The sequence below is a fragment of the Streptomyces sp. NBC_00525 genome, assembly GCF_036346595.1.
Classification (GTDB): Bacteria; Actinomycetota; Actinomycetes; order Streptomycetales; family Streptomycetaceae; genus Streptomyces.
The window spans coordinates 945,131-959,739 of record NZ_CP107834.1; the positions used below are offsets into that span (position 1 = coordinate 945,131).

Annotated in this window: 15 protein-coding genes; 3 read left to right on the plus strand and 12 right to left on the minus strand. The window is 71.4% G+C overall.

Going from position 1 to position 14,609, the window contains the following annotated elements; all coding sequences use genetic code 11:
* Nucleotides 1–19 precede the first annotated feature (19 nt).
* Complete coding sequence (locus OG710_RS04105; RefSeq protein ID WP_330238115.1) at nucleotides 20–667, plus strand: fasciclin domain-containing protein; 648 nt, start codon at nucleotides 20–22, stop codon at nucleotides 665–667.
* 183 nt (nucleotides 668–850) lie between these two features.
* The gene (locus OG710_RS04110; RefSeq protein WP_330238116.1) at nucleotides 851–1,297 is read left to right on the plus strand and encodes an SPW repeat protein; all 447 of its coding nucleotides are present in this window, start codon (nucleotides 851–853) and stop codon (nucleotides 1,295–1,297) included.
* 108 nt (nucleotides 1,298–1,405) lie between these two features.
* On the opposite strand, the gene OG710_RS04115 is transcribed toward OG710_RS04110, so the two are convergent.
* The 12 genes from OG710_RS04115 to OG710_RS04170 form a co-directional block, all read right to left on the minus strand.
* Nucleotides 1,406–4,240, minus strand: coding sequence for a DEAD/DEAH box helicase (locus OG710_RS04115; protein ID WP_330238117.1), 2,835 nt, complete (start codon nucleotides 4,238–4,240; stop codon nucleotides 1,406–1,408).
* A gap of 44 nt (nucleotides 4,241–4,284) precedes the next feature.
* Entirely contained in the window at nucleotides 4,285–5,205 is a 921-nt protein-coding gene (locus OG710_RS04120) for a diacylglycerol kinase (protein WP_330238118.1), read from the minus strand.
* 17 nt (nucleotides 5,206–5,222) lie between these two features.
* Nucleotides 5,223–6,161, minus strand: coding sequence for a twin-arginine translocase subunit TatC (gene tatC, locus OG710_RS04125; RefSeq protein WP_330238119.1), 939 nt, complete (start codon nucleotides 6,159–6,161; stop codon nucleotides 5,223–5,225).
* 51 nt (nucleotides 6,162–6,212) lie between these two features.
* Nucleotides 6,213–6,503 carry a Sec-independent protein translocase subunit TatA gene (gene tatA, locus OG710_RS04130; RefSeq protein WP_330242151.1) on the minus strand — a complete coding sequence of 97 codons (291 nt, stop codon included), beginning with the start codon at nucleotides 6,501–6,503 and terminating at the stop codon, nucleotides 6,213–6,215.
* A gap of 216 nt (nucleotides 6,504–6,719) precedes the next feature.
* On the minus strand, nucleotides 6,720–6,917 hold the full coding sequence (locus OG710_RS04135) for a hypothetical protein (protein ID WP_330238120.1): 198 nt from the start codon (nucleotides 6,915–6,917) through the stop codon (nucleotides 6,720–6,722).
* A gap of 12 nt (nucleotides 6,918–6,929) precedes the next feature.
* Nucleotides 6,930–7,208: a hypothetical protein gene (locus OG710_RS04140; RefSeq protein ID WP_111333605.1), complete on the minus strand. Its 279-nt coding sequence runs from the start codon at nucleotides 7,206–7,208 to the stop codon at nucleotides 6,930–6,932.
* Between the two features lie 18 nt (nucleotides 7,209–7,226).
* Nucleotides 7,227–8,183, minus strand: coding sequence for a helix-turn-helix transcriptional regulator (locus tag OG710_RS04145; protein WP_330238121.1), 957 nt, complete (start codon nucleotides 8,181–8,183; stop codon nucleotides 7,227–7,229).
* Between the two features lie 16 nt (nucleotides 8,184–8,199).
* Complete coding sequence (locus OG710_RS04150; protein WP_111333601.1) at nucleotides 8,200–9,153, minus strand: helix-turn-helix transcriptional regulator; 954 nt, start codon at nucleotides 9,151–9,153, stop codon at nucleotides 8,200–8,202.
* Nucleotides 9,154–9,265: 112 nt separating this feature from the next.
* Nucleotides 9,266–9,640, minus strand: a complete 375-nt coding sequence (locus OG710_RS04155; RefSeq protein WP_111333599.1) for an FKBP-type peptidyl-prolyl cis-trans isomerase — start codon at nucleotides 9,638–9,640, stop codon at nucleotides 9,266–9,268.
* Nucleotides 9,641–9,683: 43 nt separating this feature from the next.
* Complete coding sequence (locus OG710_RS04160) at nucleotides 9,684–10,640, minus strand: FKBP-type peptidyl-prolyl cis-trans isomerase (protein WP_330238122.1); 957 nt, start codon at nucleotides 10,638–10,640, stop codon at nucleotides 9,684–9,686.
* Between the two features lie 166 nt (nucleotides 10,641–10,806).
* Nucleotides 10,807–12,168: a Pup--protein ligase gene (gene pafA / locus OG710_RS04165; protein WP_111333595.1), complete on the minus strand. Its 1,362-nt coding sequence runs from the start codon at nucleotides 12,166–12,168 to the stop codon at nucleotides 10,807–10,809.
* A 9-nt stretch (nucleotides 12,169–12,177) separates the two neighbouring features.
* Nucleotides 12,178–13,437 (minus strand): MFS transporter, encoded by a 1,260-nt coding sequence (locus OG710_RS04170; protein WP_330238123.1) that lies wholly within the window; start codon nucleotides 13,435–13,437, stop codon nucleotides 12,178–12,180.
* A gap of 130 nt (nucleotides 13,438–13,567) precedes the next feature.
* Between OG710_RS04170 and OG710_RS04175 the strand changes: the two genes are divergently transcribed.
* Nucleotides 13,568–14,596 (plus strand): LacI family DNA-binding transcriptional regulator, encoded by a 1,029-nt coding sequence (locus OG710_RS04175; protein ID WP_330238124.1) that lies wholly within the window; start codon nucleotides 13,568–13,570, stop codon nucleotides 14,594–14,596.
* Nucleotides 14,597–14,609 lie beyond the last annotated feature (13 nt).

Here is a 14,609-nt window from a genome sequence, read left to right on the forward strand (position 1 = left end):
ACCGATACAGGAGAACACCATGAAGGCCACCCACGCCCGCCGCGCCGCCGTCGCGCTGTCCGCCGCGCTCGTCCTGCCGCTGGTCCTGACGGCCTGCTCCGGCGAGTCCGACACCAGCGCCTCCGGGACGAGCGGCAACCCCGCGAAGACCTCTGCCGCCCCCTCCTCCGCCGCCCCCGTGAACACCGACAAGCCGTTCGGCCCGGCCTGCGCCTCGGTCCCGAAGAGCGGTGCGGGGTCCTTCACCGGCATGGCGCAGGACCCGGTCGCCACGGCGGCCTCGAACAATCCGGCCCTGTCCACCCTGGTCACCGCGGTCAAGAAGGCCGGCCTGGTGGACACGTTGAACAGCGCGCAGAACATCACCGTGTTCGCCCCGACCAACGACGCCTTCGCCAAGGTCCCGAAGGCCGACCTGGAGAAGCTGCTCGCCGACAAGGACGCGCTCACCAAGGTCCTCACGTACCACGTGGTGGGCCGGAAGCTGACGCCGGAGCAGCTGGCGAAGGGCTCCTTCGAGACCCTGGAGAAGGACGAGCTGACGACGGCCGGTTCGGGCGCGGCGTACACCGTGAACGGCACGTCCGGGATCGTCTGCGGCAATGTGCCGACCGCCAACGCGACGGTCTACATCGTCGACACGGTCCTGATGCCGCCCGCCGCGTGACCCCGTCCCTCACGGGTGGGCGCCGCGCCCGCCCGTGAGCCGGCCGGACCGGTGCGCTTCCTGCGGAATTCCGATCCGCTCGAATCTACACATAAGCGACAGATAAGAGCAGAATGGTCAGTGCGGGCCACTTCCCGCAGGCGACGGTGACCGGGTCCGCACGATCCGAAGGGGACGAACCTCATGTCGAACGCCTCGCATGTCGGCCATGACATGGCCGGACACCCCGATGTCTCGGAAATGAGCGACCGCTACGCACGCGTGATGGGCGGCCGCGATGTGGCGCTGGTGGACGCGCCGGTCTTCCTGGTCGGTCTGTACTGCGCCGTGTCGCCGTGGGTGCTGCACTTCACGGCCTCGCAGTCCGCGCTGGTGACGCACAACCTGGTCATGGGTATCGCGATCGCCGTGCTCGGACTCGGGTTCACGGCGATGCCGCAGCGCATGTACGGGCTCAGTTGGGCCATCTGCGCCATGGGTGCCTGGATGATCATCTCGCCCTGGGTGGTGGGCAGCAGTCCGGACGTCGGTGTCGTACTGAACAACGTGATCATCGGTGGCCTGGCGGTCCTGCTCGGACTGGTCTGCGCGGGCGCCTCGATGAAGATGAGCCGGGGCGGCCGGAGCTGACCCGACCCTCCCGGCGAAGGGAGCCGCACACCACACGACACGCACCGAGCCGGCCGGACGGCGATCCGGCCGGCTTCCGTCCGCGCGGCCCCTGCCCGCTCCGCGGCCTCAGCCGAGGGAGCTGTACGCGACCACGCCCCGCAGCACCTCGTCCACGGCCTTGCGGGCGTTGCGCGCGACCGAGCTGTTCTCGCGCGGCGCGGCGGCGGCCACCTGGCCCAGCACGTCGATGACCTGCTTGCACCACCGCACGAAGTCGCCCGCCGGCATGTCCGCCTCGCGCAGCACCTCGTCCAGCGGACGGCCGGACGCCCACATGTACACCGCCCAGGCGAAGCCGAGATCGGGCTCGCGCTGACCGACCCCCTCCGCCTGGTTGATCTTGAAGTCCTCCTCCAGGGCGTCGAGCCGCCCCCAGATGCGGACCATCTCGCCCAGCGCCGTCCGGGCGGGCCCCGAAGGCAGCTTCGGCGCCACCGCGTCGTCGGCCTGCCGCGCCTCGTACACCAGCGCGGAGACACAGGCCGCCAGCTCCGCCGGGTTCAGCCCCTCCCAGACACCGGCCCGCAGGCACTCGCTGGCCAGCAGATCCAGCTCGCCGTAGAGCCGGGCGAGACGCCGCCCGTGCTCGGTGACCTCGCTGCCGCGCAGATAGTCCAGCTCGGTGAGCAGGGCGACGATCCGGTCGAAGGTGCGGGCGATCGTGTTGGTGCGCCCCTCGATGCGGCGCTCCAGCTGCCGGGTGTCACGCTGGAGCCGGTAGTAGCGCTCGGCCCAGCGGGCGTGGTCCTCGCGCTCGTCGCAGCCGTGGCACGGATGGGCGCGCAGCTCGGCGCGCAGCCGCGCGATCTCGCGGTCGTCGGCGGCCGGGGCGCGGCCCTTGCGATGGCGCTCGGGCACGATGTGTCCGGCCTTGGTGCGCAGCGCGGAGGCCAGGTCCCGGCGGGACTGCGGCGAGCGCGGGTTGAACGACCTCGGCACCCGCATCCGCTCCACGGCCTCCACCGGCACCGGGAAGTCGATCGCGGCGAGCCGCTTGACCTGCCGCTCGGCCGTCAGCACCAGCGGGCGGGGCCCGTCGTGGTACTCCATGCCGCGATGCCCGTGCCCGTTGGTGCGCCCGGCGGGAAGCCCGGGGTCCAGGACGAGCGCGAGGCCGGCGAACTTGCCGGTCGGCACATGGATGACGTCGCCGGGCTTGAGCTTCTCCAGGGACGCCGCGGCGGCGGCCCGCCGCTGGGAGGCTCCCTGCTTGGCCAGTTCCGTCTCGCGGTCCTTGAGTTCGCGGCGCAGCCGCGCGTACTCCTCGAAGTCGCCGAGGTGGCAGGTCATGCCCTCGCGGTAGCCCTCCAGGCCCTCCTCGTTGCGCTGGACCTGGCGGGAGATGCCGACCACCGAGCGGTCCGCCTGGAACTGCGCGAAGGAGGTTTCGAGCAGCTCCCGCGAGCGGTGCCGCCCGAACTGCTCGACCAGGTTGACGGCCATGTTGTACGAGGGCCGGAAGCTGGAGCGCAGCGGATACGTGCGCGTACCGGCGAGGCCCGCCAGGGCGCCGGGGTCCATGCCGCGCTGCCAGAGCACCACGGCGTGGCCCTCGACGTCGATGCCGCGCCGGCCGGCCCGGCCGGTGAGCTGCGTGTACTCGCCGGGGGTGATGTCGGCGTGCTGCTCGCCGTTCCACTTGACGAGCTTCTCCAGGACCACCGAGCGGGCGGGCATGTTGATGCCGAGGGCCAGGGTCTCGGTGGCGAAGACGGCCTTGACCAGGCCCCGGACGAACAGCTCCTCGACGATCTCCTTGAACCGCGGGAGCATGCCGGCGTGGTGGGCGGCGATGCCGCGCTCCAGGCCCTCCAGCCACTCGTAGTAGCCCAGGACGTGCAGGTCCTCGGCGGGGATGGAGGCCGTCCGCTCCTCGACGATCTCGCGGACCAGCCGGCGCTTGTCGTCGTCGTTGAGCCGGAGGCCGGCGTGCAGACACTGCTGTACGGCGGCCTCGCAGGCGGCGCGGCTGAAGATGAACGTGATCGCGGGGAGCAGGCCCTCGGCGTCCAGCCGGTCGATGACCTCGGGGCGCGACGGCGTCCAGATCCGGCTGCGCTGGCGGCGCTCGCGCTCGCGGTCGGCCTCCCGGATCATCTTTCCGCGCCGGCGGTCGCGCGGGTTGTACCCGCGCTGGTTCTCCATCCGGGCCAGGCGGAGCAGGTCGGGGTTGACCTCGCGGCGGCCGACGCCCCGGCCGCCGTGGTCGCTCTCCTCCTCGAAGAGGTCGTACATCCGGCGGCCGGCCAGTACGTGCTGCCAGAGCGGTACGGGGCGCTGCTCGGAGACGATCACCTCGGTGTCGCCGCGCACGGTGTCCAGCCAGTCGCCGAACTCCTCGGCGTTGGACACGGTCGCCGACAGGGACACCAGGGTGACGGATTCGGGGAGGTGGATGATCACCTCTTCCCAGACGGCGCCCCGGAAGCGGTCGGAGAGGTAGTGCACCTCGTCCATCACCACGTATCCGAGGCCGTTCAGCGCCTGGGAGCCCGCGTACAGCATGTTGCGCAGGACCTCGGTGGTCATCACGACGACCGGGGCGTCCCCGTTGACACTGTTGTCGCCGGTGAGCAGGCCGACTCGGTCGGCGCCGTAGCGCTTGACGAGGTCGGCGAACTTCTGGTTCGACAGGGCCTTGATCGGCGTGGTGTAGAAGCACTTGCGGCCCTGCGTCAGGGCGAGGTGCACGGCGAACTCGCCAACGATCGTCTTGCCGGAACCGGTCGGGGCGGCGACGAGCACGCCCTTTCCGGCCTCCAGCGCCTTGCACGCGTCGATCTGGTACGGGTCGAGATCGAAGTCGTACAGCTCGCGGAAGGGTGCGAGAGCGGTCGCCTGCTCGGCCGCCCGGAGCCGGGAGGCCTGGTATCGCTCGGCTGGTGAGAGGTCCTCTGTCATCTTGCTGTCGAGCCTACCCGCCGCCTGTGACAGTGACGCGATCTTTAATCGCCCGTGGTCCGCGCTCCGGGACCGGCCCCCAGCACCCGTACGGCCTTCGGCACGCAGGCGGCGGTCAGCGGGAGCGCGCCGAGCGGTTCGCCGTCCGCGTAGGCGGTGACACCGACGGCTTCGAGGGTGACCGCGGCGGCCCGGTGCACGGTGACGACGGGGTGGCCGAGGTGCGTCCCCCTGTACACCCGGGGGAAGACCTTGAGCAGCGTCGTACGGCTGCACTCGCCGACCACTGTGATGTCGAAGAGGCCGTCGTCCATGACGGCGTCGGCGCAGATGCGCATGCCGCCGCCGTACGAGGTGCCGTTGCCGACCGCGACGAGCGTGGCCTCGATCTCGCGGGGCGGCCCGTCGTCCAGGGTCATGCGGTACGTGATCGGCTTGAAGGCGGCGAGTTCGGCGAGGATCGCCAGGTCGTACTTGAACCGGCCGCCCACCCGGCGCATTCGGTTGCCCCGGTCGTTGACCCGCGAGTCGAAGCCCGAGGCGAGCACGGACCCGAACCAGCGCTCCCCGACCCGGCCGAGGTCGATCTCGCGCACGGGCGCCCGGCCCTTGAGCGCGTCGGCGGCGAGCCGGCCCGCCGCCTCCGGGTCCCGTATCGGCAGGCCCAGGGCGCGCGCGAAGTCGTTGCCGGTGCCCACCGCCACCACGCCCAGCGGGGTGAGCGTCCCGGCGACCGCCTGGAGAGCCAGCGACATGAGCCCGTCCCCGCCGACGGCGATGAGCGCGCCCGTCCCCTCCGCGACCGCCGCCCGCGCCCGGCCCAGCGCGTCACCGGCATCCTCGCCGAGGATGGTGCGTACGGAGAACCCGGCGTCCCGCAACGCCGAAGCGGCCGGCTGCGCGGCCCGCGCGCCCCGGCCGCGTCCCGCGGTGGGATTGACGAAGAGAGTGATCTCGCTGGTCACCCGGGGACCCTACAAGGTCAGGTGATGTCGTCGTAACCGTCGCGCTCACGGTCGGACTGACCGGGCACCGTGGGCGAGGCCGACACCTGCTCCATGTCGCCGATGTCCTCGGGGGTGAGGTCGAGCTGCGACGCCTCGTCGTCGTCGAGGTCGGCGTCGGGGTTGTTGCGGCGCCGACGACGGTCGTTGGCCATGCAGACACCGAGGGCGATGAAGTACAGCAGGACGATGGGCGCGGCCAGCACCAGCATGGTCAGCGGGTCGCCGGTGGGGGTGGCCACCGCGGCGAAGATCGTGATGCCCATGACCATGGCGCGCCACCAGGAGGCCAGCCGCTTGGCCGTGAGCACCCCGGTGAAATTCAGCAGGATGAGCAGGAGCGGCAGCTCGAAGGCCAGACCGAAGACGACCACCATGCGCGTGATGGTGTTGAGGTAGTCGTCGATGAACAGCAGGTTCGACGCGTCGTCGGGGGTGAAGTCGAGCAGCACCTCGGCGGTCTTCGGGATCAGCAGGTAGGCGAGGGTGCCGCCTGCCAGGAAGAGCGGCGCGCCGACACCGACGAAGGAGAGCGCGTACCGCTTCTCGTGCTTGTGCAGGCCGGGGGCGAGAAAGGCCCAGAGCTGGTAGAGCCAGATCGGGCTGGAGAACACCATCCCGGCCATGAGGGAGACCTTGAGGGCGATGGAGAAGGGGCCGACCAGGCCGTTCACCGTCATTTCGGCGCACGGCTTGCCGTTGAGCTGTCGCTTCTCACCGTTGGCGCAACCGACCGTCTCCAGGATCGGCCGGATCAGGAAGTCGATCACTTCCCGGTAGAAGAAGGCCGTGACCGAAGTGATGACGATGATCGCCAGCACCGCGATCAGCAGTCGGTTACGCAACTCTCGCAGGTGATCGGCGAGAGGCATCCGCCCCTCGCCGTCCTTCTCCTGCTTGCGGGCAGACTTGAGCAACCCACTTCCCTCGTCTCGTGCGGCAGCCGACGGGTCGACCCGTCGGCGCGGTCAGCTCTGGGTGGTGGGCTTCGCTTCGCTCACCGGGCGGGAGCTCGTGACGTCACCGGGCGCGGCCTGGATCGTCCGCGCTGCCTGCTGCGTGCCCTGGTCGGCGGCGGCGTCCGTGGTGGCGGCGGGCGTCGACTCGTCGTCCTTCTTCATGGCCTTGGCCTCGCTCTTGAGGATGCGGGCCGACTTGCCCAGCGAACGGGCCATGTCCGGAAGCTTCTTGGCGCCGAACAACAGCAGGATGACAGCGATGATCAGAACGATCTCGAGAGGCTTCAGATTGCCCATGATGTGCTTCCTTCTGGCTGAGGCGGCTGGAGGCGGGCTCGCTGCCCTTGAGTGCCGGATACACATCCGACCATTCGTCGGCAGCGATCGTAACCCGCGCGAGTAAACGCGGGGCAATGCCCGTGCATACTTTCGACAGCGGCCCGCACCTCCCTGCCTGGGCCGTCAGCAGCAGCGTACCCCTCGGGCCCGGGAAACTGGAGGCCGCCTCTGCGGCCCCTAGGGCAGTGACTTCCCGGTGGCGGCCAGGCGGGTGGCCGCGCGTTCCAGGTCCTCGGCGGCGCGGTTGACGCGTTCCGTGGTGCGGGTCACCTGGTGGCCCAGGCGCTGGGCCTCGATGAACACCCTGATCGCGAGCACGCCGAGCACGGCGATCCCGAGGAATCCCAGGGCGATGGCGAGCATGGGCCAGAACATGCGCAGAGCCTCTCAGGAACCGGTGTGCAGCCGCAGCGTGCGTACGCCGCCGTCGGTGAGGAGTTCCACTATCCGCTCCCCCGCCGGCTTACGGACGCAGGCGGCGCACTCGGGGCAGGTGAAGGAGTAGAACGTGGTGCGGCTGGTGGCGCCGACGACGAGGCGGAACTCCGCCGCCGCCAGTTCGAAGCGGGCCCGGCAGTCGGGGCAGCCGGCCCGGAAGCGCGCCGACTGCGGCACCGCCACGGTGGGTACGGCGGCGCGGCCGGGCAGTGCGGTCAGGTGTCCCATGTCTCCTCAGCCGTCCTCTCAGGCCGCGCCGTCGTAGGCGGCGAGCGCCTCGCGGGCCGCCTGCCGCGCGCTCGCGGCCAGCTCGGGGGGCGAGACGATGCGCCCCTCGCCGCCCAGCCGCAGCGCGAGCCGGCGCAGCGAGGCCGGGTCGGGGGTGCGCAGGGTGATCCGCAGGCCGCCGTCGGCGAGTTCCTCGGCCCGGTCGTGCGGGTAGTACTCGGCGACCCAGCGCCCGCCGGGGCCGACCTCGACCACCACTTCCGGGTCCTCGGCGGCCGGCTGCACCAGGCCCTCGGACAGGTCGCGCAGCTCCAGCTCGGGCGGGGCGGCGGGCTCGTCGAGGAGCCGGATCTCGGCCACCCGGTCGAGGCGGAAGGTGCGCCGGTCCTCGGAGGAGCGGCACCACGCCTCCATATAGGTGTGGCCGACGGCGAACAGCCGGATCGGGTCCACCTCGCGCTCGGTGAGCTGGTCGCGGGCGGGCGAGTAGTAGCGCAGCCAGAGCCGGCGCCGTTCGGAGATCGCCCGGTCCACCTCGGCGAAGACGCCGCCCTCGGACTCGAAGGTGACCGAGAGCCGTGAGCTGGCGGCGCCCACCTCACCGGCGGCGGTCTCCAGCTTGGCCGTGGCCCGCAGCAGGGCCTGCCGGTCGCTCTCGCGGAGTCCGGGCAGGGTGGCCACCGCACGGGCGGCGACCAGCAGGGCCGTCGCCTCGTCGGCGGCGAGCCGCAGCGGTTCGGCGACGTCGTCCGCGTTGTGCCACCAGATGCGGTCGCCGTCGGTGTCGATGTCCAGCAGGTCGCCGCCCCGGAAGCTGGTGCCGCACATGGGCAGCACGTCCAGGTCGGAGATCAGCTCGTCCTCGCTGATCCCGAAGGCGCGGGCGACGTCCTGGACGTGGGCGCCGGGGCGCTCGCGCAGATACGTCACCAGGGAGAGCATCCGGCGTGTCTGGTCGATGGCGTTCGTGGCCATTGCTTACGGGGTCCCCTCAGTCCTTGGCCACGGCGCGCAGCCGGTCCACCACGTCGGCCCGCAGGTCCTCGGGTCCGGTCACGACGACGTCGGGGCCGAACTCCACGAGCCAGGCGTCCAGGCCGTGTCCGTACGGGATCTCCAACTCCTCCCACCCGTCCCCGAGTTCCCGGACCGACAGGGCGCGGGCGCGCAGCGGGTAGCCGGAGTCGGCGCGCAGCTTGATCAGGGCGGTCCGGGTGGCCGTCTCGCCGGCCCAGCTCTCGACGGTCTCGCGGACGGTGACCACGTCGGGCACCTCGGCGGTGAAGGCGCCCGTGCGGGAGCGAACCCTGCCGGTGATCCGGGAGAGCCGGAAGACGCGTTCGGCGCCGCGCTCACGGTCCCAGCCGGCGAGGTACCAGTGGCCGCGCCAGCATTCCAGGGTCCACGGCTCGACCTGGCGGGTCTCGGGCTGGGCGGCGTTCGCCTTGCGGTAGTCGAAGGTCACCGGGCGGCGGTCGCGGCAGGCCAGCATCAGGGGTTCGAAGGCGGCCTCGTGGACGGGGATGCGCGGTTCGAGGGCGCTGTGCACCTCGTAGGCGTCCTCCGTCTCGGGCATCCCGGCCGCCCGCAGCTTCTGCAGGGCGCCGCTGGCGGCGCCGGCGAGACGGGCCTGCTGCCAGACCTTGGCGGCCAGGCCGAGGGCGGCGGCCTCCTCGGCGTCCAGCGTGATGGGGGGCAGCCGGTTGCTGTCGCGGCGGGCGAGGTAGCCGGTCTCGCCGTCCAGGTTCTCCACGGTCTCGATGACCAGGCCCAGCTCGCGCAGGTCGTCCTTGTCCCGCTCGAACATGCGGTTGAAGGCGTCGTCGGAGGCCGCTTCGAGATAGGCCTCGATGGAGCCGCGCAGTTCGCGCTTGCTGAGCGGGCGCCGGGTCCCCAGCAGACACAACGCCAGGTTCATCAGCCGCTCGGCCTTGGCAATCGCCATCGACGCCCTTTCCCTTGTGCTCTACGACGCTCGACCGTACCGCCCCGGCGTGTCCGGACAAAAGCGAGGGCCCGCACCTCACGGCACGGGCCCTCGCACACTCGGGTGCGGATCAGACGGCGACCAGGTCGCAGACGAAGATCAGCGTCTCGCCCGGGGCGATGCGGCCGCCGCCGGCGCCGCGCTCGCCGTAGGCGAGGTGCGAGGGGATGATCAGCTGGCGCCGGCCGCCGACCTTCATGCCCTGCACGCCCTTGTCCCAGCCCTGGATGACCTGGCCGGCACCGAGTTCGAACTGCAGCGGGGTGCCGCGGTTCCAGGAGGCGTCGAACTCCTCACCCGTGGAGAAGGCGACCCCCACGTAGTGGACGGAGACGACCTGGCCGGCCTTGGCCTCGGCGCCGTCGCCCACCCAGAGGTCCTTGATCTCCAGGTCGGCCGGCGGCTCGCCACCCGGAAAGTCGATCTCGGGCTTGTCGATGCTCACTGACTTGCTCCTCATGCTGATGAACTGGGCAACCGGGACAGTCTTACATCTTCGCCAGGATGTCCACGGCGAAGACCAGCGTGGAGTTGGCGGGGATGGACTGCTGCTCCTTGTCGCCCAGGCCCTGGTCCGGCGGCACGACCAGCAGGACGCGGCTGCCGATCTTCTTGCCGATCAGGCCGTCCTTGAGCCCCTTGAGGGTGACCTGGGCCAGCGGGAAGGTGGCCGTCTTGCCCGTGGCGTAGGTGTTGTCGAACTCCTCGCCGCTCTTCCAGACCTTGGCCACGTAGTTCACGACGACCGAGTCGCTCTCCTTGACCACGTCACCCTTGGACTCCAGGACGTAGTCGGAGACCAGCTTCTTCGGCGGGTCCACCTTGCTGGGGATGGTCACGGTCGGCGCCTTGCCGTCGGTGTTGGTGCCCACCTTCGGCAGATCGGTGTTGTCCTGGGCGACGGAGGTGCCCTTCGCGGACGCCGGGATCTGCTTCGCCTTGAGGACGTCCACGACGAAGACGAGGGTGGCGTTCGGCTTGATGTCGCCCTGGCCCTGGGCGCCGTAGCCGAGGTCCGGCGGGATGACGAGCTGGACCCTGCTGCCGACCTTCTGGCCGACCAGGCCCTTGTCCCAGCCCTGGATGACCATGCCGGCGCCGAGGGTCAGGTCGAACGGCTGCTTGCGGTCGAAGCTGTTGTCGAACGGCTCCGTGGAGTCGAATGCCTGCCCGAGGTAGTTCACCTGGGTGACATCGCCGTTCTTGAGCTTCGCGCCGTCACCCTCGCTGATGACCTTGACCTTCAGCTCCTTGGGCGGCGTACCCGTGCCCTTGGCCAGGGTGGGCTTCTCGCCGAACTTCGCGCCCGCGGTGATGGCGGGGAAACCCCCCTTGCTGGGGACGGACGCGGCGGTGGAAGCGGAGTCGGAGCCCTTGTCGTCACTGCCGCACGCCGCTGACAGCAGCAGCAGGGGGACGACGAGAAGGCCGGCAAGTCGGCGCACTGGTTCCTCAGATCTCAGACGGCATATGTGGGGGACACGGCCGGGGAGCTCCCGGAGCTTCCGGACCCCCGACACTCTAGGCCGTTCAAGGCGTGCGAAGGGCCCCGTACTACGAACGTACGGGGCCCGGGTCGCGCCAGGGGGGCCGGGGGTGTCCCGGGCCGGCTCACATACCCGCGATCAGCTTCTCCACGCGGTCGTCGACCGAACGGAACGGGTCCTTGCAGAGCACCGTCCGCTGCGCCTGGTCGTTGAGCTTGAGGTGGACCCAGTCGACGGTGAAGTCCCGCCGCTGCTCCTGGGCCCGCCGGATGAAGTCGCCGCGCAGCCGCGCCCTGGTGGTCTGCGGGGGCACCGACTTGCCCTCGAAGATCTTCAGGTCGTCGCAGACGCGGGCGGCCTTCCCCTTGCGCTCCAGCAGGTAGTACAGCCCCCGCCGGCGGTGGATGTCGTGGTAGGCGAGGTCTATCTGGGCGACCCGCGGATTCGACATGGTCATGTTGTGCTTGGCCCGGTACCGCTCGATGAGCTTGTACTTCATGACCCAGTCGATCTCGGTCTCGATCCGGTCGAGCTCCTCCGCCTCGATCGCGTCGAGCGTACGGCCCCAGAGTTCGAGGACGCGCTCGACGTTGCCGGTGCGGATGCCCCGGCGCTCGACGAAGTCCACGGCCTTCTCGTAGTACTCGCGCTGCACCTCTATGGCCGACGCCTCGCGGCCGCTGGCGAGGCGGACCTTGCGCTGCCCGGTGGTGTCGTGGCTGACCTCGCGGATGGCCCGGATCGGGTTCTCCAGGGTCAGGTCGCGCATCACCGTGCCCGCCTCGATCATGCGGAGCACCAGGTCCGTCGCGCCGACCTTGAGCAGCATGGTCGTCTCGGACATGTTGGAGTCCCCGACGATGACGTGGAGGCGGCGGTAGCGCTCCGCGTCCGCGTGCGGCTCGTCGCGGGTGTTGATGATCGGCCGGGAACGCGTCGTCGCGGAGCTGACGCCCTCCCAGATGTGCTCGGCACGCTGGCTGACGCAGTACACCGCGCCCCGTGGGGTCTGCAGGACCTTGCCGGCCCCGCAGATCAGCTGCCTGGTGACGAGGAAGGGAATGAGGATGTCCGCGAGGCGGGAGAATTCTCCGTGCCGGGCCACGAGGTAGTTCTCATGGCATCCGTAGGAGTTTCCCGCCGAGTCGGTGTTGTTCTTGAAGAGATAGACGTCGCCGGCGATTCCCTCCTCGTGCAGGCGGCGTTCGGCGTCGACGAGCAGGCCCTCGAGAATACGCTCGCCGGCCTTGTCGTGGGTGACCAGCTCGGTCAGGTTGTCGCATTCGGGGGTTGCATATTCCGGATGCGATCCCACGTCGAGGTAGAGGCGGGCGCCGTTCCGCAGAAAGACATTGCTGCTGCGGCCCCATGACACAACACGGCGGAAGAGGTAGCGCGCCACTTCATCAGGGGACAGTCGGCGCTGTCCCCTGAACGTGCACGTGACGCCGTACTCGTTCTCCAGCCCGAAAATGCGGCGGTCCATGACTGAACATTACGCCTGATGGCCCGAGCTGAAACCGGGTTCGACGGCACCGTTTCGATCATTTTCCGATCCTCGCACCGCGACGGCCGTACGGGCGGGAGCCGTGAGCACCCTTCCGGTGGCCAGCAGAACGAGCAGCGCGGCCACTCCACCGGCCCCCGCCACCGCGAAGCTCCACGCCGTCCCGCCCAGCTCCACGGCCGGGCCGGCCACCGCCGTCCCCGCCGCCGCGCCCACCCCGAAGGTGGTCACCAGCCAGGAGAACGCCTCGGTCACCGTCCCGCGCGGCGCGTGCCGGTCCACCACGATGAACGAGCAGGCGACGGCCGGGGCGAGGAACACCCCGGAGACGGCCGCCAGCACCGTCATCGCCACCGGGCCCGGCGTCAGCGTCAGCGGCAGATAGCCCAGCGCGAGCAGCCCGACGATCACCCGCAGCCGGCGCTCCGGCTCCCCCGCCCACCGCCGCGCCCCGTACACCGCCCCGCCGACCAGGGCGCCGAGCCCCAGCGCGGCCATCAGCCAGCCGTAGACGGACTCCCGGCCGTGGTCGTCGGCATACGCCATCGCGGCCACGGTGATGGAGCCGAGCGCGAGGCCCACGAAGAAGAACGAGCCCAGCAGCGCGAGCAGTCCGGGCGAGCGCAGCGCGCCCAGCCAGTGCGCCTCGCGCGGGGCGGAGCGCCAGGTGCGCGAGGGCTCCGAGAGCACGACCGACAGGGCGCCGAGCACGCCGATCGCGTTGATGACGAGCAGGGCGGCGGCGGGCGACCACAGCGAGACGAGCAGGGTCACCAGGAGCGGCCCGGCCGTGAACATGACCTCCTGCGCCACCGCGTCCATGGCGTACGCCCGGTGCACCCGGTCCTCGCCGCCCAGCACGCTCGGCCACAGCGCCCGCAGCCCGCCCTCCAGCGGCGGCGTGAACAGTCCGGCCACGGCCACCGCCGCGTAGGCGAGCGGGAGGGAGCCGCAGCCGGCCACGGCGAGCACGGCCATGCCGAGCCCGGAGACGACGGCGGCGGGCAGCTGGACGCGCGGCTGCCCGTACAGGTCCACCGCGCGCCCCAGGAGCGGCTGCCCCACCGCCGTGGCCAGTCCGTACACCGCGGCGAGCGCGCCGGCCAGCGTGTAGCTGCCGCCCTCGGCCCGCACGAACAGCACGATCGCGATGTTCGCGGTGCCGTTCGGCAGCCGGCCCACCAGGGTGCCGGTGAGCAGCCGGGCGGCGTGCCGCGCCCGGAGGATGTCCAGATATCCCGCGGCCATGTCCCGCCCCTCTCCCCCGGGCACCTGTGCGGGCTGCGAGGTTTTACGTATAACTACCGGGTTCATACGTACCATGAGCGCGTCCCCAGGTCCACCTCACGGGCCTGTACCGACCGGCCCGGAGGCCCGCGTGACCAGCCCAGCACCGCCCGGCCCGGCCCGCCCCACCAGCCGAGACGTGGCGCGGGCCGCCGGTGTCTCCCAGGCCACGGTCTCGCTGGTGCTCGGCGAGAAATGGCGGGGCCGGGTGTCCGAGACCACCGCGGGCCGGGTGCGCGACGCCGCCCGCGACCTCGGCTACCGGCCCAACCTCGCCGCCCGCAATCTGCGCCTGGGCCGCACCAGGACCGCCCTGCTGGTCGTCCCGGCCCTCACCAACGAGTTCTTCGCCCGCGTGTACACCGGGGCCGCCGCGGTCGCCGCCGAGCACGGCTTCGGCGTCGTCCTCTACCCCTCCCCCGACGGCACCGGCCCGGCCCGCGACCCCTTCCCCTCCGCCCGTGCCGCGCTGGACGGGGTCATCGCCTCGTCCATGGCGGCCGACGCGCTCGACGCCCTGCACGGCGCGGACGTGCCACTGGTGATGCTGGACAGCGACCCCTCGGCGCCGGGCCCCGCCGCCCGCGTCAACCTCGACATCGGCGACGGGATGCGCCAGGTGGCCCGCCATCTGCTCGCCCTGGGCCACCGGCGCTTCCTGCACCTGGCCTCGGCCGTGGACACCTGGACCTTCGGCTGCCGCGCCGAGGCCCTGCACGCGGAGCTGCGCACGGTCCCCGGCGTCGAGGTGCGCACGGTGACCTCGGCGCTGGACGTGCGGGCGGGGCGGGAGGCGGCGGAGCGCGCGCTGGGGCTGCCGGGGCCCCGGCCGACCGCGATCGTCTGCGACGACGACATCCTGGCGGCGGGGGCGTGCAAGGCGGCCCGCCGGTTCGGGTTGCGGGTGCCCGGCGATCTGTCGGTGACCGGCTTCGACGATCTGGCCCTGGCGACCGCGGTGGAGCCGGAGCTGACCACCGTACGGCTGCCCGCCGAGCAGGTCGGTGAGCGCGGGATGGCCGCGCTGCTCGCGGTCCTGGACGGGCGGGCGGCCGAACCGGGCAGCCTGCCGGTGCGGCTGGTCGCGCGCGGCTCGACGGCGCCCGCGCCGCCGGTGTGACGGAGCCCCGGTC